16 protein-coding genes are annotated in these 22,146 nt (G+C 35.3%); 7 read left to right on the forward strand and 9 right to left on the reverse strand.

What is annotated here, in order from left to right:
• Positions 1-69 precede the first annotated feature (69 nt).
• Positions 70-1,554 carry a T9SS type A sorting domain-containing protein gene (locus tag RMN97_RS06080; protein WP_309613633.1) on the forward strand — a complete coding sequence of 495 codons (1,485 nt, stop codon included), beginning with the start codon at positions 70-72 and terminating at the stop codon, positions 1,552-1,554.
• A 66-nt stretch (positions 1,555-1,620) separates the two neighbouring features.
• On the opposite strand, the gene RMN97_RS06085 is transcribed toward RMN97_RS06080, so the two are convergent.
• The 5 genes from RMN97_RS06085 to RMN97_RS06105 form a co-directional block, all read right to left on the reverse strand.
• Positions 1,621-3,381, reverse strand: a complete 1,761-nt coding sequence (locus tag RMN97_RS06085) for an aromatic amino acid hydroxylase (RefSeq protein ID WP_309613634.1) — start codon at positions 3,379-3,381, stop codon at positions 1,621-1,623.
• A 228-nt stretch (positions 3,382-3,609) separates the two neighbouring features.
• Entirely contained in the window at positions 3,610-4,143 is a 534-nt protein-coding gene (locus tag RMN97_RS06090) for a DUF4136 domain-containing protein (RefSeq protein ID WP_309613635.1), read from the reverse strand.
• Between the two features lie 64 nt (positions 4,144-4,207).
• Positions 4,208-6,184: a urocanate hydratase gene (locus RMN97_RS06095; protein ID WP_309613636.1), complete on the reverse strand. Its 1,977-nt coding sequence runs from the start codon at positions 6,182-6,184 to the stop codon at positions 4,208-4,210.
• Positions 6,185-6,302: 118 nt separating this feature from the next.
• Positions 6,303-6,485 carry a DUF5522 domain-containing protein gene (locus tag RMN97_RS06100; RefSeq protein WP_309613637.1) on the reverse strand — a complete coding sequence of 61 codons (183 nt, stop codon included), beginning with the start codon at positions 6,483-6,485 and terminating at the stop codon, positions 6,303-6,305.
• Positions 6,486-6,846: 361 nt separating this feature from the next.
• Positions 6,847-8,817: a hypothetical protein gene (locus RMN97_RS06105; RefSeq protein ID WP_309613638.1), complete on the reverse strand. Its 1,971-nt coding sequence runs from the start codon at positions 8,815-8,817 to the stop codon at positions 6,847-6,849.
• 392 nt (positions 8,818-9,209) lie between these two features.
• Here RMN97_RS06105 and RMN97_RS06110 point away from each other — a divergent pair, with 392 nt between their 5' ends.
• The 4 genes from RMN97_RS06110 (at position 9,210) to hemL (ending at position 14,323) form a co-directional block, all read left to right on the forward strand.
• Positions 9,210-11,135 carry a T9SS type A sorting domain-containing protein gene (locus tag RMN97_RS06110; protein WP_309613639.1) on the forward strand — a complete coding sequence of 642 codons (1,926 nt, stop codon included), beginning with the start codon at positions 9,210-9,212 and terminating at the stop codon, positions 11,133-11,135.
• Between the two features lie 81 nt (positions 11,136-11,216).
• Positions 11,217-12,119 (forward strand): pyridoxal-phosphate dependent enzyme, encoded by a 903-nt coding sequence (locus RMN97_RS06115; protein WP_309613640.1) that lies wholly within the window; start codon positions 11,217-11,219, stop codon positions 12,117-12,119.
• Positions 12,112-13,008, forward strand: coding sequence for a glucosaminidase domain-containing protein (locus tag RMN97_RS06120; RefSeq protein ID WP_309613641.1), 897 nt, complete (start codon positions 12,112-12,114; stop codon positions 13,006-13,008). The genes RMN97_RS06115 and RMN97_RS06120 overlap by 8 nt, the downstream gene beginning before the upstream one ends.
• 28 nt (positions 13,009-13,036) lie before the next feature.
• Positions 13,037-14,323, forward strand: coding sequence for a glutamate-1-semialdehyde 2,1-aminomutase (gene hemL, locus RMN97_RS06125; protein WP_309613642.1), 1,287 nt, complete (start codon positions 13,037-13,039; stop codon positions 14,321-14,323).
• Positions 14,324-14,380: 57 nt separating this feature from the next.
• On the opposite strand, the gene RMN97_RS06130 is transcribed toward hemL, so the two are convergent.
• The 3 genes from RMN97_RS06130 to lysS form a co-directional block, all read right to left on the reverse strand.
• Positions 14,381-14,710, reverse strand: a complete 330-nt coding sequence (locus RMN97_RS06130) for a hypothetical protein (protein WP_309613643.1) — start codon at positions 14,708-14,710, stop codon at positions 14,381-14,383.
• A gap of 68 nt (positions 14,711-14,778) precedes the next feature.
• Positions 14,779-15,216 (reverse strand): hypothetical protein, encoded by a 438-nt coding sequence (locus tag RMN97_RS06135; RefSeq protein ID WP_309613644.1) that lies wholly within the window; start codon positions 15,214-15,216, stop codon positions 14,779-14,781.
• A 107-nt stretch (positions 15,217-15,323) separates the two neighbouring features.
• On the reverse strand, positions 15,324-17,015 hold the full coding sequence (lysS, locus tag RMN97_RS06140; protein ID WP_309613645.1) for a lysine--tRNA ligase: 1,692 nt from the start codon (positions 17,013-17,015) through the stop codon (positions 15,324-15,326).
• 332 nt (positions 17,016-17,347) lie between these two features.
• Between lysS and lipB the strand changes: the two genes are divergently transcribed.
• Positions 17,348-18,106 carry a lipoyl(octanoyl) transferase LipB gene (gene lipB / locus RMN97_RS06145; RefSeq protein WP_309613646.1) on the forward strand — a complete coding sequence of 253 codons (759 nt, stop codon included), beginning with the start codon at positions 17,348-17,350 and terminating at the stop codon, positions 18,104-18,106.
• A gap of 14 nt (positions 18,107-18,120) precedes the next feature.
• Here lipB and RMN97_RS06150 read toward each other — a convergent pair whose 3' ends face one another.
• Positions 18,121-18,720: a ribonuclease HII gene (locus RMN97_RS06150; protein ID WP_309613647.1), complete on the reverse strand. Its 600-nt coding sequence runs from the start codon at positions 18,718-18,720 to the stop codon at positions 18,121-18,123.
• A 180-nt stretch (positions 18,721-18,900) separates the two neighbouring features.
• Here RMN97_RS06150 and RMN97_RS06155 point away from each other — a divergent pair, with 180 nt between their 5' ends.
• Complete coding sequence (locus tag RMN97_RS06155; protein ID WP_309613648.1) at positions 18,901-22,137, forward strand: SusC/RagA family TonB-linked outer membrane protein; 3,237 nt, start codon at positions 18,901-18,903, stop codon at positions 22,135-22,137.
• The last annotated feature ends 9 nt before the right edge of the window (positions 22,138-22,146 follow it).

The raw sequence follows: 22,146 nt of genomic DNA on the forward strand, positions 1-22,146 counted from the left end.
GAATACGGCATTTGTCGTATTTTTTTCTTTTTATAATAGCTTAATTTCGTTTTTTAAAATCTAATAGTCATGAAAAAAATTACTTTATTCCTTTTGCTGTGTACTTTTAATGCCTTTGCACAATTCATAGTCAATACATCGTATGTTGATTCTGGAAACCATTTTCTTTATAATGGTGATTTATATTTTAGCGATAATTCTTTTACCGCTTTTGCTTTTTCAAAATATGATGGTACTTTAAGTACACCAATTCCAAATCCAAGTGGTATATTGGGAACCTATGTTGGAAATCCAATAACTTACAATAGTAAATTTTATTTTAAATTTTCTAATAACTTCTTGGGTAAATACGACGGTAGTGCTGTGTCTATAATTGATAAAGTAAATCCAAGTGATTTTGGTATATCAAGTGCCCCTGTAATTTATAATTCGAAATTAAATTACATCTACAGAGGTGCTGCAAATTTAAGACAATTGGCTACGTATGACGGAACAACTCAGGTGGTTTACCCTAATCCTGATGCTTCAACTTCTGCATACTCTGATGTTTTTTCTCAATATAACGGAGAACAATATTTTAGTTATATTAATGCAAGCGGTAATACAGCTTTGGCAAAATTTAATGGTACAAATGTTAGTTTAATATCAAATCCTAATGCGACAGATGTGGGAGTTTATTCTGGAAATACCTGTGTAGTTAATAATGCACTTGTTTTTCTATATCAAACAGCCGATGGTAAGAATCATTTTGCTAAATATGACGGGACTAATATTACTGTTGTACCCAACGTGTCGGCTACGGACGATTGTATCTATTCCAACTTAATTGCTTATAATAATGCTGTTTATACAAGATATAAAAATGGTGCCACAGGAAAATTTCATTTAGCTAAATATGATGGAACAACATTAACCATGATTCCCAATAGTAACGCTACTGATAACGGATATATCGATTCTCCATTTGTTTATAATAATAAATTATACCTGCGCTATATAAATGCTGCTTCTGCTAACAATTTAGCGCGTACAGACGGCGCCACTTTAGAAGTGTTGCCAAATAAATATCTAGGAGGTTATACTTATTCCGAAGGATATGCCTTAGAAGTAGGAGGAAATGTTTATTTCAAGACAGAATCAGCTTTAGGCTATTCAACGTTAGGAAAATACGATGGAACTACTTTAACAACTTACGGAAATGCATCGAACACAAATCCTTTTTTGGGAATAAACAATTTAGTGTTTTTTAATAGTAAAATTCACTTTATCGCTAATGGTACGTTAAGCTTCTTAGACCAAGTCATACTCTCAACCTCAAGTTTTGGCGAAAATGAATTTAAACTATATCCCAACCCATCAAACGGCTTGGTTACAATTCAGGTTTCTGATATTTTTCTCGGCGGAAAGGCGACGATTTATAATCTGTTAGGGCAAGCTGTCAAAGAATTAAATATCTATGAAAACAGGCAGCAAACTAATTTAAATCCGGGAGTTTACTTAGTTCAGGTTAAAAATGGCAATAAAATTATTGCTAAAAAAATAGTTGTTCAGTAAACAAACAGGAAGCAATCCAAAATAAAGGGTAATTTGTTAAATGGCGTAATCAGTTTAGAAATATTTTTAATTCGAACCTATCTTTTCCATAAAAAGCTCTAAACCACCACTAATCAAATGCGCAATTTCTGGACGATTTTGTTTTACTTTTTCAAGATGAATTAACACTTCTTCCAACAATTTTGGTTCGTTTTTATCTTTCAAAATCTCAACAATTTCAACACTTAATGACCAATCGTTTGGATGATTTGATTTTAATTTAGTAAAGATATGTAGCAACGATTCGTTGTTTTCATTTCCTTCGCGGATGGCTCTAACCGATTTGTATAAACCCTCTAACTCTTCACGTTCAGCAGATTTTTTTGCTTTTATAGTGTGACTCGACGGCACATGATTAATCATATCAAAACTATTCACATCGGCCGGACCAGAAAATGCCGAAATCACTTTTTTACCAACAGCCATATCATAAATTCCCCATTCTGGCTGAAATAAAACAGTGTCGTTATGCGTAACCGTACAGTTTTTAAAACTAATGATTATGATTTCGCCTTGTAGATTTCTTGAACCCGTAATGATTTCTCCGGTTACCGTAATGTTTCCTTCAAACTCAAGCGTTACCGATTCGGCTTCATAAATATCATAAGCCCTCAAATCTCTTGGACTCATGTCTTCAATAGCCAAGTTAATTCCTTTTAGTTTACCAATCGGTGAACCAAAACCTTCTGCATGATATTGTGTTCCGTGACCAACCAATTCTTTTTCGCGATAGGACAAAGCCGTTTTTCCTGTTGTTTGGATATAAACAGGTTTTCCTTCTTCTTCAATTACGTTAGTGAAAACACCCGAAATTTGAATACCTGTACTCAATTCAATTGTCCCTAACGCATTTGATTTTATTAACTTTTTCAAACTCGATAATCCTCCGGTTCGTAACGCCATAGTATTAGCAAATTCTTCTAAAACCAAACTCAAATGAGCAAAATCAGGCGTTACATAAAGTTGCGGTTGTGGTTTGGTGATATCAAAACTTTGGTCAGCAGCTGAAATATCGTAAGGTATTTTCTTCACTTCATCGGTCATGCACCAAGCGCTTTCGCCAATGGAAGACAACAATCCCGCACCATATATTTTTGGGTTTTCCACGGTTCCAATCAAACCATATTCTACTGTCCACCAATGTAGATTTCGAATTCGCGCCATTTCAGATAATTCACCCATATTATTTTGAAGAAAATCAACTTGAGCAGCGGCCGCATCAATTTCAGATTGTGGCGTACCTTCGGCTTCTTTGATAATCGATAGCAAACGCACCGCTTCATACATTTCATAATCTCTATGACTCGAAATGGCTTTGCAACCAATCTCACCAAAACGCCGCAAATATTCAGCATATTCGGGATTGGCAATAATAGGAGCGTGACCTGCGCCTTCATGAATAATATCTGGTGCCGGCGTATATTCTATATGTTCTAACTGACGAATATCGGAAGCAATAACAAGCACGTTATAGGCTTGAAATTCCATAAAAGCATTAGGTGGAATAAAACCATCAACGGCAACGGCAGCCCAACCAATTTCTTTTAAAATTCGGTTCATGCCATACATATTTGGAATGTTATCGACTTCCAAACCAGTCTTTTTCAAACCATCCAAATAGGAATTGTGTGCTACTTTTGAAAGATAATCAACATTTTTACGCATCACATAACGCCAAACCGCCTGATTAATCGGAGTATAATCCGCATAGTCCTGTGGTTTGATAAATTGCTTTAAATGCTTGGGTAATCTGTCAATCAAAGGGTTGCTTTCAAATGCTTTTTCCATAAGTTTTGTTGCTGTAGTTGTGGTAAAATTACAAATCTTAAATCAAAATAAACAGATTATTGTCATAAAAAGCGTTAATGATTTTAGGAGCTATTCCGGCTATCCACTATATCTTTTTCTTTTGCAAAGAAAAAGGATGCCGTTTCTATCCGGGCTAAAAAAACCCGCAACATTACTATTACGGGTTCTATTGTGTTTTCAAATCTGCCAACTGCCATTGCCAACTGATCACTTCTTCTGCGGCGGATATTGTTCCAAAATTTTAGTAACAAACTCTTTGATGACTTCATCTTTTTTATGGGTGTCTTTTGTCAAAACACCTTGGCCTTCACCTTGCCAGATTAGTTCTTTTTTCTTGGCATCAATAATGTCGATATACAAAGTTCCTTCGGTATATCTTGAGACTGAAGTATTTCCTCCCCATAAATAAGGATTCCAACCAAAACCCCAACCATAGCCCCAACCCGCATTGAATTGGTTTACATTAACTTGCTCTCTTTCTTTAGTGAAAAAAGCAATCAATAAATCAGGGTTCTCACTTTTTGAAAATCCTTTAGAAGTCATAACTTCCTCGATAGAGCGAAGAACTCTTTTCTTGTCTAAATCGGATATCTCCGCTTTGTCAATTCCGGCTTTATGAAAAGCAAAAGTTTTGTAAGGTGAAAAATCTACTTTTTTGTCATAATCAGAGTTGACGCTAACTGAACTGCATGACGATACAACAAAGAGTAGGAGTAAAGGTAAAATTTTAAGTGTCTTCATAGCTATATTTATTAAAGTTTTCTAGTTCTATCTTTAGTTCAGAATTAGAAACTTTAATTCCAAACTAAAACAACGAATCATCAACTATGTTAGGGATGGTAACTTTTAATAATGGTTGCGTTTCCATGGCTCTTTTTATTGCAAAAATTGCACCTTCATTTCTAGCCCAATTTCTTCTCGAAATTCCATTATTCACATCCCAAAAAAGCATTGATTCTAAACGTCTTGACGCGTCCGCTGAACCATCAAGAACCATACCGAAACCACCGTTAATTACTTCGCCCCAGCCAACGCCACCGCCATTGTGAATGGATACCCAAGTCGCACCACGGAAGCTATCGCCAATGACATTTTGAATCGCCATATCGGCAGTAAAACGGGAACCGTCATAGATGTTAGACGTTTCTCTGTAAGGCGAATCGGTTCCAGAAACATCATGATGATCTCGTCCTAAAATTACATAACCAATTTCGCCACGGGCAATCGCTTGATTAAAAGCTTCGGCAATTTTTATTCTGCCTTCGGCATCTGCGTATAAGATTCGGGCTTGAGAACCCACAACTAGATTATTTTCCTGCGCGCCTTTTATCCATTGGATATTATCTGCCATTTGTTGTTTAATTTCTGAAGGCGAGTTTTTCATCATTTCTTCTAAAACATCGCAGGCAATTTTATCTGTTTTGGCTAAATCCTCCGGATTTCCTGAAGCACAAACCCAACGAAAAGGTCCAAATCCGTAATCAAAACACATTGGTCCCATAATATCCTGAACGTAACTTGGATATTTAAAATCGATTCCGTTTGGAGCCATAATATCAGCACCGGCGCGTGAAGCTTCCAGTAGAAAAGCATTTCCGTAATCGAAGAAATAAGTTCCTTTTTCGGTGTGTTTGTTGATTGCTTTGGCGTGACGACGTAAAGTGTTCTGAACTTCTTCTTTGAATTTAGTCGGATTGTTTGCCATCATTTCGTTAGCATCTTCAAAAGAAATTCCAACTGGATAATAACCTCCGGCCCAAGGATTGTGTAGAGAAGATTGATCGGAACCTAAATCGATATGTATATTTTCCTGATCGAAACTTTCCCAAACATCCACTATGTTTCCGAGATAAGCAATCGAAACTGTTTCCTGATCGTGAAGTGCTTTTTTGACTCTTGGAACTAAGTCGTTGATGTTTTCTATGACTTCATTAATCCAGCCTTGTGAATGGCGAATGTGTGTTATTTTTGGATTTACTTCGGCACAAACCGTAACACAACCGGCAATGTTACCAGCTTTTGGTTGTGCTCCTGACATTCCACCAAGTCCAGAAGTCACGAATAAGCCGCCTTTTGGTACTTTTTTAATTTTTCTGAAGCCGTTAAGAACAGTGATTGTTGTTCCGTGTACGATTCCTTGTGGACCAATGTACATATAACTTCCGGCAGTCATTTGTCCGTATTGAGAAACACCGAGTGCATTCATCTTTTCCCAGTCATCCGGTTTGGAATAATTTGGAATTACCATTCCGTTAGTAACGACAACTCTTGGTGCATCTTTATGCGAAGGATATAATCCCATTGGGTGACCGGAATACATTGTTAAGGTTTGTTCTTCGGTCATTTCTGCCAAATATTGCATCGTCAGCAGGTATTGTGCCCAGTTTTGAAAGACTGCTCCATTTCCACCATAGGTAATCAATTCATGTGGATGTTGTGCCACAGCATAATCCAGGTTGTTTTGAATCATTAGCATGATAGCTTTTGCCTGTTCGCATTTTCCGGGATATTCTGAAATTGGACGCGCATACATTTTGTAATCGGGACGAAAACGATACATATAGATACGTCCGTATTTTTCCAATTCTTCTCTGAATTCGGGAACTAAAATCGCGTGATGCTGAGGTTCAAAGTAGCGCAACGCATTTTTCAATGCCAATTTTTTTTCTTCCTCCGAAAGGATTTCCTTTCGTTTTGGCGCGTGATTTATTTCGGTATCGTATGGTTTTATGTTGGGTAAAACGAATGGAATTCCTTGTAAAATTTGTTCTTGAAATGTCATTTTTTTGAGATGCTGAGTTTCTGAGTGGCTAAGTTACTGAGTTTCTTTTGAGATGTTGAGTTTCTGAGTAGCTAAGTTACTGAGTTTTCCCATCTCAGCTACTAAGGCTCTCAGCTACTCAGCTACTTTTTTTTATCGTTCCTGTTTTTTTATCATATCCGTAAGGACAATGACGGCAGCCACTTTTGCAGCAATAGCCGCGTTTAAGATGGTACTTTTCGGTGAAACATTTATAACCTTCGGGTGTAAAATAGAAATCTTCGCCTTCGATTACTTTATTTTCATTATTTTGCTCGTCCATAGTGGCAAATTTAAAGCATTAAAACAAATGATTGTAATCGTTTCGAGATATTTAATTCCAAAAGGTTTTCGAGGGATAACTTTATTCCCTTTTATCATTGTTTCCGAAAATGATTTGAAGCAAAATCAAATAGTGATTAACCATGAAAAAATTCATATTCGCCAGCAAATGGAGTTGTTGATTTTGCCTTTTTTTATTTGGTATGGAATTGAGTTTTTGATTAAATGGATTAGGTATAAAGACAAGAATTTAGCTTATAGAAATATTTCCTTTGAAAAGGAAGCTTATGCAAAGGAAAAAGACCTTAGTTATTTAAAGCAAAGGTCTTTTTGGAAGTTTTTGAGGTATTTTTAAGTTTTATCTAATCGTAAATGTTTAAGCTTCTGTGTGAATAATCAGAATTTGTTGTGACCCTATTTCTTGCAGCTCTTGTTCCTAAACCAATACCATCACGCATCCATTGTATTTTTATTGTTGTCGCAGTTCCTGACGTAACCGTCACAGGATACATTGTGAAATGTGCATTCCATGCTGAAACAATCGTTGTGCCTGCTACATCGTCATAATCTAAATCGGTCCCTAACGATACTGTACCTCCAACTAAAACGCCATCTTTTAAAACTCTAAATTTAACAAATGCTTGAGGAAAACCACTAGAAACATCGATGTCACCACTTGCGCTGAAATTTATATATACTGTATTGTGTTTAGGGGTAAATGTTATAGTCATATCCGACATGTCAGCAAAACTAGTCGAAGTTGTAGTTATATCTGACGATCCTTTTGATGATTTTAAATTTCTTCCATAAGGATTGTCTGTGCTTCCTATTACCATCCACCTTGTCGAAGTTGAATTGTACATTAATGTGACGGTAGAGCTAATGCCGGATAGAGTTAAGTCTGTTGCTCCTGGGCAAAAAACACTATTTATAGTTGACCCTGAATTATTTACGATAGTAAAATCCTGTGATGTAGAGTTTATTAATGTTACAATTTGTCCATTTGCTAAACTTACAGGGGTTAAGGTTGTTAGACTAAACGCTGAAGTTGGTCCTGTAATTCTATAAACTGAGGAAGGATTGGTGGCGAGAGATTGCGTATTTGCTCCATTAACGAAAGATAAAGCTGTTCCCTCTCTTAATGATAAAGCGCCATTTACATCTACCAACGTAGTAGGAGCAGTTGTCCCAACACCAACTTTTCCGGTATTATCTATTCTCATTCTTTCGGTAAGTGTAGCACCAGCATCTGAGGTAGTGGAAAATGTCATAGCAGTTGGCATATCAGAAGTTGAACTTGCCGCAGCATCGCGCAGTACTCGTATTCGCGCTTGTGGCGTGGTTACATAATTATCGCCAAAATTCAGGTCAGCCAATACATTTCCAGTAGTTGCCAAAGCCGTGGTTTGTCGTAATGAGACTGTTGCTGGCGCAGCTGCTCCCGTTGTTGTATTTCGTACTTCTAAATCGGTTCCTAATGCAGAAGAAGGCGAACTCTCGGAAGAAATAACGGCTCTTCCCTGCAGAAAACCAGCGTATGTAGCGGTATTAGTTTCATTATACAGGGCATTTGTGCCACTGACACCATAAAGACCATAACTTAAACCGGTACCATTTCTGTATGCGTTATAACCTGATACAATATTGGTTGCCGATAAAACAGAGCCAATACCGAATACACTGGCGGATGTCGAGGTAGTGGAGTTGTTCACGGATATTCCATTCACAAATGCGTTTCCAGCTGAAATATTCAAACCGGTAGCAGTTGCAGTAGCATTGGTCATTGTCATATCGATACCGCTTCTAATTGCATTTGTATTGGGATTTATAGTTAGTAAAGCAGTAGCTGTAGGAGCTGGTGCATTGATACCCACATTACCAGCTGTAGTAACACGCATTTTCTCAACAGGTGTATTCACCACTGCGCTTGTCTTTACAACAAAATCTTGAACATCGTTAGTTCCAATATAATTGGTTCCTGCAGTTGTTCCTGTATTTCCTGTAGTTGTCCAGTTTTTTCCTCCATCACCTGCAATTGCAATCCATGAAGTTGAAGTCGAATCCCAAAAATAGAAACCAGGAACAACATTATTAGGAGAACTTCCAGCCGTTGCCGTGTTCCAGACTAATGTTCCGTTAAGTGGCAAACCACCACCGTTTGGATTGACTACAGGCGCTGCTAAAGCTCTCGAGGTTAACGCCACATTGGGTACAACCACACCATTAGTAGCCGAGTTTATATCAAGGGCGCCATTTGGGGTTGTTGTTCCTATACCTACTTGGGAATATCCAAAAGCTGATATAAGCATTAATAAAAAGTAAATCTTTTTCATAACGTAGTATTTTTTAAAACCTATAAATTTATGATATTTATAGTTTATTCGCCAAATAAGGAGGTGATTAATTTGTAAAAAACCTCAATAAAGGCCTTGCTTATTTAAAGCAAAGGTCTTTTTGTAAGTTTTTTGAAATTTATATAATAAATCTAATGATTGTAAAACAACGATAACTCATAAGTCAATTGAATACATATTTATATTCAATTGTTGACTTTTATCAGATGATTTTCATTAAAAAACCCCATCATTTTTTGATAATTTACTTTTGATAAAAATCGGCATTAGTGATTTAAATTAAATTTGAATAATAAAATAAAATAATTGTAATCAATAGGTTATGAATTTGAAATGATATTTTTGTATATTTGGAGATTAAAGTTTTAACAATGAAAACAACTTTATTTACAATTAGTGTTTTATTTTTAGTAAACTCAATTGTGGCTCAATTGAATATCACAGGAACGAGTTATGTTTTCAATAAAGGAAGTATGGTTTATGTAACCAGCGAAGTAAACATTAAAGATGCTACTAGTAATTTTTATTTAAGAAATGAAGGACAGTTATTACAAGGTGGTACAACTGTATATGGTTCAAATAAAGGAGTGGGAAATTTATCTGTTTTTCAAGAAGGAACTACAAATAATTTTGGTTACAATTATTGGTGTTCTCCAGTTGGAGTTGCTGTTGCAGCTGCAGGAAATAATGATTTTCAATTAGACCAAGTACTAAAGCGACCAATAGATAATGTAACGCCACAAAATCCGAGCTTTACAGGGTCAGTAAACGGAACTACAACTAATGCCCTTTTAACAATTTCAAATCGCTGGATATATAAATTTACGGCTCAAAATAATTTTTCCAATTGGGTTTATGTTGGAGTATCTAATCCAGTTATAAGTGGTTTAGGATTTACCATGAAAGGGACTAGTGGGTCTGACACCACGAATCCAGGAGAAACTCTAGAAAATAATCCAGGAAACAAACAGCGCTATGATTTTAGAGGAAAGCCAAATGAAGGAACAATTCCTGTGCAGGTTGCTGGTCTTTCAGGCCAGTATCCAAATAGCACATTAACAGGAAACCCATATCCATCAGCTATAAATTTGAATTTATTTTTGTTAGAAAATAGTGGTTATTCTATTAATTATTCAAATGGCGCAGTAACAAATCTTTCATCACCAGCACCAGCTAGCGGCATAATTAATGGTAACGCCTATTTTTGGGAACATGAAAAACCAGCAACTTCACATATATTGGTTCAATATATTGGCGGTTATGGTACCTATGTGCCAAATAACTCTAATGCTTTTAGTCCAGGAACTTATAATAATGCATCTTGGAATACTTATAATGTTGATGGATCTCTTAATGTTGCTGGTGGAGCAGGAGGAACAGAACGTTACAAGAGAATGTTTTGTCCAGTAGGTCAGGGTTTTATGGTGGAAGGAACAGCTAATGGGAATGCACAAATGAAAAATTTATACAGAGCTTTTGTCAAAGAAAGTGTAGCAAATAACTCAGAGTTTAATAAAAATTCAAATTCAGTTTCTACTGTAAATCTTGATAACTGGGATGATATTCCAAACGTTGCCGGTGTAGATTACACTCAGTTTTCTAAATTACAAGTGCCTCAAATTAAAGTTCATACCACATTCAACAATCAGTTCACCAAGGAAATAACTATTGCATTTAACCCAAATACTACAGATGGATTTGATACTGCTATGGATGCTATTTCTTATGAAACAAGTTATTCTAACGACGCTTATTTTTCGATGAATGATAATTCAAACGCTTGCATAATTACAACACTTCCATTTGACATTAATAAACGAATACCTTTTACTTTGAAAGCTGGAAATCAAGCCTCTTTTAAGGTCTTTGTTGGAGATATTATTAATTTTACCGGTTCTGACAATGTTTATTTATATGATGGTTTAACCGGGATTTATTATGATATAAAAAACAGTTATTTTGAATCTGCACTTCCAACAGGAGTTTACACAAATCGCTTTGAAATAACGTTTAAAAACGATGCTTTATCAGTTCCGGGTAATACAACTTCTAGTATAGTGGTGGTGCAGAATAATACCAGTGAGTTATTGACTGTTTTAAACCCAAATCTGATAGATATAAATACAGTAACTTTATTTGATATCACTGGTAAATTACTATTCAATAAAGAAAAGTTAGGCGCCAATAGCAGTTATCAATTTTCAACAGCATCCTTTAGTGATGGTGTTTACTTAGTCAAAATACAGTCGAGTGATGGACAAACCAAAACTCAAAAAATTATAGTTTCATCTAACTAATAGTGTTTTCAAAAGCGATTTATAATCGCTTTTTTTTATGTAAAATGATTTGCATAAACTACTTTTGAAAAAAGTATTTTTTTGGAAAGTAACAATCAAAAAATCAGTTTAGAAAAAACAACTATCTCGCTTTATATAAAACGGGAAGACTTGCTTCATCCTTATGTTTCAGGAAATAAACTCAGAAAATTAAAGTATAATTTGTTACAAGCCAAAAATGAAAATAAGCAAACACTTTTGACTTTCGGAGGCGCTTTTTCCAATCATATTTTGGCGGTAGCAGCAGCCGGAAAGGAGCAAGGATTTGAAACCATCGGAATCATTAGAGGTGAAGAGTTACAAGACAAAATTTCTGAAAACCCAACCTTGCAAAAAGCGCAAGACTTCGGAATGGTATTTGAGTTCGTGGGCAGAGAAATTTACAGAGAAAAAAACAATCCAGAATTCATTCAACAATTAGCAGAAAAATTTGGTCATTTTTATTTAATTCCGGAAGGCGGAACCAATGATTTAGCGGTAAAAGGCTGCGAAGAAATTTTAACAGTGAACGATGAAAAGTTCGATTATATTTGCTGCGCAGTTGGAACCGGAGGAACCATTTCGGGACTGATAAATTGTTCAAAAAATAGTCAACAAGTTTTGGGTTTTCCTGCGTTAAATGGTGACTTTTTAAGAGAAGATATTTGTAAATTTGTTTCCAAATTAAATTGGGATTTGATTACAGCCTATCATTTTGGAGGTTATGCTAAAGTTTCGGAAGAATTGATATTATTTATTAACGAATTTTATCAAAAGCATAAAATACCATTAGACCCAATTTATACTGGAAAGATGATGTTTGGAGTTATGGATTTAATTGATAAAAATTATTTCCCGGAAAACTCAAAAATACTAGTTATACATACCGGCGGTTTACAAGGTATAGCCGGAATGAATAATTTATTAAAACAAAAAAAACAATTACAAATTAATGTTTATGATTAAGAAAGCCCTTTTACTACTACTAATGGTTTTTGTTGCTTCATGTAGCGCTAATCATGCTGTTGTCAGAACTACAAAATCGGATCCTAGAAAGTCGGAAACTCCTGTTGTGCAAAGAGTCAGAAAGCCAATTTATAGACCCGCGACAATGAAAAATCCAGTGGCAATTACTCAAAAAGATTCGCCAACTTTGGGTAATTATTCAAATACAACAGAAGTTTTAGAAGCTACGACAAGAGTAAAAGTTACGACCACAATGGTTTTAGCTTACATCGAAAATTATAAAAGCGTTGCTAAAGACAATATGATTAGAACAGGAATTCCTGCCAGCATCACTTTGGGTCAAGCCATATTAGAATCAGGAGCCGGAACTGGTCCATTGAGTGTTCAAGCCAATAATCATTTTGGGATTAAATGTCATAAAGAATGGACAGGGCCAAGCATAAAATATACTGATGATGCAGAAGATGAATGTTTTCGAAAGTATAATCAACCAAGCGAATCTTTCAAAGACCATTCTTATTTCTTAACGAGTAGACCAAGATATGCTGAGCTTTTTGATTTTCAAAAAGATGATTACAAAAGCTGGGCTTATGGCCTGAAAGCCGCGGGTTATGCAACCGATTCAAAATATCCTGACAAACTAATTGGTTTAATTGAAAAGTATCAGTTGGGTAGATTTGATGCCGAAGTTTTAGGTAAAGAGTATGTGCCTGTTATTGTCAATAAACCAATTGCTTATACTGATGATGTTCAAAAGTATACAGTTATTAAGGGCGATTCGTTATATTCAATTTCCAAAAAATTCAACATTTCAATAGACGAATTGAAAAAGAAGAATAACTTAACAGAGAATACCATTTCCCTTGGACAAACTATAATTGTCAAATAATTTCAAAAATAAAATACACATTTCAACTATGATTTATCAAAGAAGCAGTCAGTTATTTGCTGAAGCCGAAAAAGTTATTCCTGGTGGTGTAAATTCACCGGTAAGAGCTTTTAAAGGCGTTGGTGGAACACCTATTTTTGCAAAAAGTGCTAAAGGAGCTTATCTTTACGATGAAGACGATAACCGATTAATTGACTATATCAATTCTTGGGGACCAATGATTTTAGGTCACGCTTTTCAACCAGTTGTAGATGCCATAATCGAAAAAGCAAAAAAGGGAACTTCATTTGGAATGCCAACCGAATTGGAAACAAAGATTGCTGAACTGGCAGTTTCTATGGTGCCAAATATTGATAAAATACGTTTTGTAAACTCTGGAACCGAAGCTTGTATGAGCGCTATTCGTTTGGCAAGAGGTTTTACCAAAAGGGATAAAATAATAAAATTCGCTGGCTGTTATCACGGACATTCGGATTCTTTTTTAATTCAGGCCGGAAGTGGCGCAAGTACTTTTGGAACACCAAATTCTCCCGGAGTTACTCAAGGAACTGCAAAAGATACACTGCTTGCCCGGTTTAATGATTTAGAAAATGTAAAAGCGTTATTCAGCGCCAATAGAAATGAAATCGCCGCTATAATTATTGAGCCTGTTGCCGGAAATATGGGATGTGTACCGCCGATAGCAGGCTTTTTACAGTCGTTAAGACAACTTTGTGATGAGAACAATACGTTATTTATTTTTGATGAAGTAATGACCGGATTCCGATTAGCAAAAGGCGGTGTTCAGGAATTGTATAATGTCAAAGCTGATATTGTTTGTTTTGGAAAAGTTATCGGTGGCGGTTTACCTGTTGGTGCTTTTGCCGCTAGAAATGAAATTATGAATTATTTGTCACCACTTGGACCGGTTTATCAGGCAGGAACTTTGTCTGGAAATCCTTTGGCGATGGCTGCCGGATTTGCCATGCTTCAGACTTTAAATAATGATTCGGATATTTTTAAACGATTGGAGGAAAAAACAGCGTATCTGCATAAAGGAATTGAGAAAGTATTAGCTGCAAACAATGTTGTGTTTACTATCAATAGAGTAGGTTCAATGATTTCGGTACATTTTGATGCGAATCCAGTTTATGATTTCAATACTGCAAAAAACGGAGATAACGAAACCTTTAAAAAGTTCTTCCACGGCTTATTACATGAAGGAGTTTATATTGCGCCGTCTGCTTATGAAACATGGTTTATTACCGATGCTTTGACCTATGAAGATTTGGATTTTACCATCGCAGCGATTGATAAAGTTTCTAAAAGTTTATAAGTAAAAAAAATCCTCTCATTAGTATACGAGAGGATTTTTATTTAGATATTGAAAATATTAGTGTGTTAATTTCTTAAACAATGCTGTATTTTTTTCTAATTTTCCCATTTGGTTTTCATCCAAACTAGCTCTTATTTTTGATTCAACAACTCTTGAAAATTCATCTTTTCTTTCTTGTGTTAAATTTATGTCATCAAGAACAGAAATCTTATGTTCAAAAAGCCTTGCAAAATTTTCGCTTTGAACAGTGTCTAATCCTAAAAATTCAGTTAATTCAGCAGCTTGTTTTTTCCCTAAATCATGGGCTGACGAGGTTCCTTTATCTTGTGCATTTGCACTTATTGAAAATGTCAACATCAATGTTAAAGCAGCAATTATTTTTTTCATTATGTAAATTTTGTGGAATTAATATGTCCAAAACTAATTTATTTTGACGTAAACTCAAAATTTATTTTTTATTTACTTTCTGGGAGATTTTTTGATTTTCTTTTTTCTTTTCTTTCGGCCATCTTTTCTTTTATGCCCTCTTTTCTCTCTTCACGATTTTTCTCCCATTTAGCATACTGTTCTGGAGTTAATATTTTTTTCATTTCTGAACTTACTGCAGCTTGCTCCGCTTCTCTTTGAGCTTTCATCTCTTCTCTTTTTTTGGTTTTAAGCTCTTGCATTTCAGCTCTTTTGGCTTCTCTTTTGGCTACTTGCTTCGTTACTAGAGCTCTAACTTCTTTGGCTTGTTTTTCGTTTAAATCCAAGTCTTTAGTTATTTTTGATACTTGTAAATCAACCTTTTGTTCGGAAGTTAATCTTTCACTTCCAGCTTTTCTTCCTTCTTTTTCTTGTGCAAATGTTGTCATTCCAACAACTAATAATGCAGCTACAATTACTTTTTTCATTTTATATGTTTTTTAAATTTATGTGCCGATAGGACGACCATGTTTTCAAAAGGTTTAATGTTAACAAAATTTTATAAAAAAAGAACTCAATTGAGTTCCTTTTTATTTTAATTCAAAACGACTGTTTTGTTTTCGCCGTCAACAACTACTCTAGTTAAACCATGCTTTGCTAAACCTTTCATCGCTGCATCCCATTTTTTTCCGCTCAAGGCAGATTTGTCTTTGAGTTGCGCTATCGGTTGATTGTTTTCTACTTTTAATAAGCCAATGATTAGCTTTTCGTCTTCAGTTAATTCCAGTTGTTTTTTCTCCGGACGCATTTGCGGAAAGAACAACACTTCCTGAATCGATGGATTATTGGTCAAAAACATTATTAATCGGTCCATTCCAATTCCTAATCCTGAAGTTGGAGGCATTCCGTATTCTAACGCTCTTAAAAAGTCTTCGTCAATAATTCCGTTTGCTTCATCATCGCCTTTTTCTGCCAAATCCATCTGTGCTTCAAAACGACCTCTTTGATCAATTGGGTCATTCAATTCAGAATAGGCATTAGCAATTTCTTTTCCGCAAACCATCAACTCAAAACGTTCCGTCAAATCGGGATTGTCTCTGTGCTCTTTGCATAAAGGTGACATTTCTTTTGGATAATCAGTAATGAATGTTGGCTGAATAAAGTTCCCTTCGCATTTAGCGCCGAAAATCTCATCAATCAATTTTCCTTTACCCATCGTTTCATCCACTTCAATGTGCATTGATTTTGCAGCTTCAAAAAGTTCAGCTTCGCTTTTACCCGAAATATCAAAACCTGTAAATTGTTTTATGGCGTCTGTCATTGTAATCCTTGCATAAGGTGCTTTGAAGTTTACTTTGTGTTCACCAAATGTTGATTCTGTTGTTCTATTTACTTCATTGGCACAATATTCCAAAAGGTTTTCGGTCATTTCCATCATCCAATTGTAGTCTTTGTAAGCTACATATATTTCCATTGCTGTAAATTCCGGATTGTGTGTTCTGTCCATTCCTTCGTTTCTAAAGTTTTTGGAAAACTCATACACACCATCAAATCCGCCAACGATTAATCTTTTCAGATACAATTCGTTTGCAATCCTCAAATACAAAGGAATGTCTAAAGCATTATGATGCGTTATAAAGGGACGCGCTGCAGCTCCACCGGGAATAGATTGTAAAACAGGAGTTTCCACTTCTATGTAACCGGCGTTGTTAAAAAAGGTTCTCATGGCTGTGAACAGTTTCGTTCTTTTCATGAAGACTTCCTTCACATGCGGATTCACCACTAAATCTACATAACGCATTCGGTAACGCAATTCGGCATCGTTAAATGCATCGTGTACATTTCCTTCTTCGTCCGTTTTTGGCAAAGGCAATGGCCTCAACGTTTTACTTAAAAAAGTAAATTTATCCACTCTTATACATTGTGCCCCAACTTGAGTAGTAAATAATTCACCTTCAATACCAATAAAATCTCCTAAATCAGTTAGTTTCTTAAAAACTTGATTGTATAGGGTTTTATCTTCTTCGGGACAAAGCATGTCTCGGTTCAAATACAACTGGATTCGACCTTCGCTATCCTGCAATTCGGCAAAACAAGCTTTTCCCTGATCGCGAACACTCATTAAACGACCGGCAACAATAACCTTCTTGCCTTCAACGAAATTTTCCTTAACCTGTTTTGAAGTATGGTTAACAGGAAATAAGTCCGCCGGATAAGGGTTGATTCCCAGTTCGCGAAGAGATTTTAATTTATCTCTTCTAATGATTTCTTGTTCTGAAAGTTGCATAGTATTGTATTTAAGCGTGCAAATATAGGGATAAGTGGCAAAGTTTCAAAGTGCCATTTTTTTTGCTGACACCTAGTGACACTTATTGACACCCAATGACACCCAATGACGCCTAGTGACACCTAATGACTCATTTTGACACCTTATGACACCCCAAACCAACTGTTTTGTTAACGTTCTTCGGGTGTTGTTCGAGGATCGCTCGGGTATTGTTCGCAAAACAGGATTATTTTGCGAACAGCACCCGAACAAAGGTGGAAGAAACCCTATTGGAATTCCGTGACTAAAGCTGACAGGTTTCTAAAACCTGTTAGGTTTGAAAACACAAAGTAATGGCTGGTTTTTTTATTGTAATTTTGCAATCTCATATTAAAGAAATGAATAAAAAAATTCAACTTCAGGATTTAGGAAACAAGGATTATAAGGATACTTGGGATTATCAAGAGGCGTTATTTAAGCAAATTGTAGACATAAAAATTCAAAATAGGAGAGAGGAATCCAATCTGGAAACGCCTAACTATTTTCTGTTTGTCGAACATCCACATGTATATACTTTAGGCAAAAGTGGCGATATGAGTAATTTGCTTTTATCCGAAAAACAATTGGAAGCCAAAGGTGCTACTTTTTATAAAATCAATCGCGGTGGCGATATTACCTACCATGGACCGGGACAAATTGTAGGTTATCCAATAATAGATTTAGAAAACTTTTTTACGGATATACATAAGTATTTACGCTTTCTGGAAGAGGTAATCATATTGACTTTGGCTGAATACAATATAATAGGTAAAAGAAGCGAAGGCGAAACTGGAGTTTGGCTGGATGTAGGAACGCCATTCGCTCGAAAGATTTGCGCTATGGGAGTTAGAGCTTCACGTTGGGTAACCATGCATGGCTTTGCATTGAATGTTAATGCAAATCTTGGTTATTTTGATAATATTATTCCCTGTGGCATTAAAGGGAAAGCTGTTACTTCTATGCACGTAGAGATGGGAAAGGATGTTAATGAAGAAGAAGTCAAGGAAAAAATCCTAAAACATTTTACCATTTTATTTGAATGCAGCCTTTACAAACTTACTACTGCAATCTGAAAAGCCACTTCGTTTTAAAACCCGAGTTTCAGCTGTTCAGGTAAGAGGCGGAAGCTCATCCTGTGGTATTTGGTTGCACCGTATTTTCTAATAGCTTCTCTATGTTCTAATGTTGGGTAGCCTTTATTTTTCTTCCAGTTGTACATTGGAAATTCTTCATGAATTCTATTCATATAGTCATCTCTATACGTTTTTGCTATAACCGAAGCTGCAGCAATACTCATATACTTCGAGTCTCCTTTTATTATTGTGGAATATGGGATGTTGTTAATGGGTTTAAAGCGATTTCCATCTACTATAATATAATTAGGTATAGGATTAAGTTTTTCAATGCAATGATGCATCGCTTTTATAGAAGCGTTTAAAATATTTATTTTGTCTATAACACCTGAATCCAGATGTGTTACCGAAAAACAAATGGCTTTACTTTCGATTAATGGCTTAAGTTCTTCACGTATTTTCTCAGAAAGCTGTTTTGAATCATTCAGCAACTCTGATGTAAAGTCATCGGGTAATATAACTGCAGCAGCTGTGACAGGACCTGCAAGGCATCCTCTGCCGGCTTCGTCAGTACCACATTCTAAAATAAAATCTGAAAATTTTAATAGTAACATGTTTTTTTTATAAATCTATAAAAAAAGACGCAACTAAAATATCATTATTGTATCGAAGGTAATGTAGTTAAAATGTTATTAAAACTTTAACACAATAAAAAATATTATTTACTGTTAATATTTGGTTAATTAAGATATTATTATGAAGTTTGCAGAATAACTAACTCAAATAAAATTAATATGAGATCGAAGTTCAAATGGATTTTTACGCTATTATTGGCGTTATCAATGCAGTTTTCGTTTGCACAAGAGAAAACTGTAACAGGTGTTGTTTCAGATAAAACTGGACCTTTACCAGGTGCTAATGTTGTTGTTAAAGGAACAGCAAATAGCACACAAACAGATTTTGATGGTAAATTTACCATAAAGACGAAAGTTGGTGATGTTTTAGAAACGTCTTTTACTGGTTACAGTAAAAAAACAGTAACAGTTGGCGCAGCCAATAGTTACAAAATTCTTTTAAGTGAAGGTGTAGAGTTGCAGGAGGTTGTAGTTTTAGGTTATGGTAAGACTACAAAGGAGGCTTTTACAGGTACGGCTGCTAAAGTTAATCTTGAAAATATCGAAGCAAAAACTGTTTCTAATGTTTCTCAAGCATTGCGTGGTGAGGTAGCAGGGGTTAATGTTATTACGGGTTCAGGAGCTCCAGGTAGCGATGCGACAATTCGTATTCGTGGATTTGGTTCCGTTAATGGAAATCGTTCTCCTTTGTATATTGTTGATGGTGCTCCTTACACTAGTGATCTTACTTCAATTAATCCTGCCGATATCGAGTCAATGACAGTTTTGAAAGATGCTGCAGCTACCTCAATATATGGTTCAAGAGGAGCTAATGGCGTTATTTTAATTAATACTAAACAAGGTAAGAACGGTAAATCAGTAGTGTCTGTTGACTTAAGAACAAGTATAAACACATTGTCGTTGCCAACATATGATGTAATTAGTTCGCCAGAGCAGTATATTGAAACAGCTTGGAGTTCGCTTCGTACAAAAGGTGTTTTACTAGGACAGCCAAACCCTTCTGCATGGGCAAGTGCTAATTTGTATGGTACAACTGAGGGTATTGATAGTAATTATAATATTTGGGATGTTGATGGTTCAGTACTTATTGACCCAGCTACTGGGAAGATAGCAAGTGGAGTAAATAGAAGATATAATCCTACTAGTTGGGCAGACGCAGCATTTGGTACTGGGTATAGAAGCGAAGCGGATGTACAATTTAGTGGAGGTAATGATAAAACTCGCTTTGCTTTATCTTTTGGATATTTAGATGACCAAGGATACACAATTAAATCGAATTATACGCGTTATACTACTCGTCTAAATTTAGAGCATAAAGCTAAAGACTGGTTAAAAATAGGTGGAAATATGGCTTATACAGGAGCAAAATACACTAATTCATCAAGTGATGAAGGTTCTGCCGGTTCTTCTGGAAATATTTTTGCTTTAACAAGTACTACTCCTGCTATTTATGATGTCTATTTGAGAGATACAAATGGTGTGTTAGTTGCTGATCCTATTTTTGGTGGTTCGCAATTTGATTATGGTAATAGTCCTTATAACAGAAGATCTTGGAATGGTACTAATGGTATAGCAGATGCTAAATATGATTTGTCTCAAAATTTAGGAACTACGCTATTAGGTAACTTTAATATTGCAGTTGATTTTACAAAAAATTTAACTTTCGAATCCCGTTACAGCGGACAATATCAAAATTATGATGGAGCAGATAGAAACAATCCTTATTATGGTGGTTGGGCTGCAGCATATGGCTTATTATCTGTAAATGTTAATAAAACAACTAATCAAAATTTCTTGCAGTTGTTACGTTATAATAAAACATTTGGTAAAAATAGTTTAGAAATTTTTGGAGCACACGAATCTACGGAATGGAAATATAAAGAATTTAGTGCCTCGGCATCACATAGTATTTTGCCTAATACATTGGATTTGAATCAATATACGGAGCCAAATGCACTTGGTCCTGCTAGATCATTTTCACAATCGTATACTTTAGATAGTTATTTTGCTCAATTAAATTATGATTTTGCAAAAAAATATTATCTAACTGCTTCTGTTAGACGTGATGGATCTTCACGTTTTATAAATAATAAATGGGGTACTTTTGGTTCTGTTGGTCTTGGCTGGATTGTTTCAAAAGAAAATTTCATGTCAAAATTATCGTTTGTTGATTTCTTGAAATTGAAAGCAAGTTATGGTATAATTGGTGATCAAGGTACAAGTTTACAATATGGCTGGCAAATATCTGGGATTGAACAAACCGTAGATGGGTCTTATTCTTTTCCACCAAGTTCCACTCTTGCTAATCCTGATTTAACATGGGAAACTTCAAGAATTACCCAGTTTGGTATAGAAAGTTCTTTTTTTAATAATACTTTAGATGTTGATTTGGATTATTATGTTAAGAATACGGTTAATTTATTTTTCAATCAGTCTTTACCGCCTTCTAGTGGATTCAATACGCTACCAATTAATTCCGGAGAATTACTTAATAGTGGTATAGAATTTGACATTGCAGCTCACATTTTTAAAGCTAAAGCTTCAGGTGATTTTGCTTTGACTTTAGGAGTTAATGGGGAGATTTTGAAAAATCAAATAACTTCAATGCCAACAAATCCATTCTCTGGACAAGTTAGAGTTTTAGATGGTCAGTATAGTCAAGGAAGTTCTCTTTACGATTGGTATATGCGTGAATGGGCTGGTGTAGATCCTGCTAATGGTGCTGGTTTGTGGAACTTATATTATAATGATATAAATAATGATGGTGTTTTTAATGCTGGAGATCAAGGTATAAACAGTATGACTCTTTATTTAGCTGATAATCCAGATGCAAATATTCAAAAGACTACAACAACTAATTATGCAAATGCTACTCAAAAGTATGTTGGTAAATCAGCTATTCCAAAAGTTAGAGGTGCTTTCCGTCTTAATGCAGAATACAAAAACTTTGATTTAACAGCTCAGTTTAGCTATAGTGTTGGTGGTTACGTTTTTGATTCGGGTTATCAAACATTAATGGATAATAGTGATTTAATTGGTGCTAACAACTGGCATAATGACATATTGAATGCATGGCAGCAGCCAGGTGATGTAACAAATGTTCCTAGATTAAGTTCTGGTTTTGCTTCAGATGTTAATTACAATTCGACTTCAACTCGTTTCTTGGCAAAAGCAGATTTTTTATCATTAAACAATCTTAGAATTGGATATAGTATGCCTGAACAATTTATTAGTAAATTAAAAATTTCTAAATTGAGTTTGTATGCTTCTGGTGATAATTTAATGATGTTTAGTAGTAGAAATGGTTTAAATCCTACAACTTTAATTGGTACATCTAATTCAGGTATATATATGCCAATGACTACGTTTAGTTTTGGTACAAAAATAGAATTTTAAAAAAAAATA

Origin of the sequence: Flavobacterium sp., assembly GCF_031381455.1 — a bacterium.
Lineage (GTDB): Bacteria > Bacteroidota > Bacteroidia > Flavobacteriales > Flavobacteriaceae > Flavobacterium.

Excerpts from the sequence above, each read along its gene's own strand:
- RMN97_RS06085 (WP_309613634.1), bottom strand. The coding sequence starts at position 3,381 with ATGGAAAAAGCATTTGAAAGCAACCCTTTGATTGACAGATTACCCAAG.
- RMN97_RS06080 (WP_309613633.1), top strand. The coding sequence starts at position 70 with ATGAAAAAAATTACTTTATTCCTTTTGCTGTGTACTTTTAATGCCTTT.
- RMN97_RS06090 (WP_309613635.1), bottom strand. The coding sequence starts at position 4,143 with ATGAAGACACTTAAAATTTTACCTTTACTCCTACTCTTTGTTGTATCG.
- RMN97_RS06130 (WP_309613643.1), bottom strand. The coding sequence starts at position 14,710 with ATGAAAAAAATAATTGCTGCTTTAACATTGATGTTGACATTTTCAATA.
- lipB (WP_309613646.1), top strand. The coding sequence starts at position 17,348 with ATGGCTGGTTTTTTTATTGTAATTTTGCAATCTCATATTAAAGAAATG.
- RMN97_RS06135 (WP_309613644.1), bottom strand. The coding sequence starts at position 15,216 with ATGAAAAAAGTAATTGTAGCTGCATTATTAGTTGTTGGAATGACAACA.
- RMN97_RS06120 (WP_309613641.1), top strand. The coding sequence starts at position 12,112 with ATGATTAAGAAAGCCCTTTTACTACTACTAATGGTTTTTGTTGCTTCA.
- RMN97_RS06095 (WP_309613636.1), bottom strand. The coding sequence starts at position 6,184 with ATGACATTTCAAGAACAAATTTTACAAGGAATTCCATTCGTTTTACCC.
- RMN97_RS06155 (WP_309613648.1), top strand. The coding sequence starts at position 18,901 with ATGAGATCGAAGTTCAAATGGATTTTTACGCTATTATTGGCGTTATCA.
- RMN97_RS06150 (WP_309613647.1), bottom strand. The coding sequence starts at position 18,720 with ATGTTACTATTAAAATTTTCAGATTTTATTTTAGAATGTGGTACTGAC.
- lysS (WP_309613645.1), bottom strand. The coding sequence starts at position 17,015 with ATGCAACTTTCAGAACAAGAAATCATTAGAAGAGATAAATTAAAATCT.
- RMN97_RS06110 (WP_309613639.1), top strand. The coding sequence starts at position 9,210 with ATGAAAACAACTTTATTTACAATTAGTGTTTTATTTTTAGTAAACTCA.
- RMN97_RS06100 (WP_309613637.1), bottom strand. The coding sequence starts at position 6,485 with ATGGACGAGCAAAATAATGAAAATAAAGTAATCGAAGGCGAAGATTTC.
- RMN97_RS06105 (WP_309613638.1), bottom strand. The coding sequence starts at position 8,817 with ATGAAAAAGATTTACTTTTTATTAATGCTTATATCAGCTTTTGGATAT.
- hemL (WP_309613642.1), top strand. The coding sequence starts at position 13,037 with ATGATTTATCAAAGAAGCAGTCAGTTATTTGCTGAAGCCGAAAAAGTT.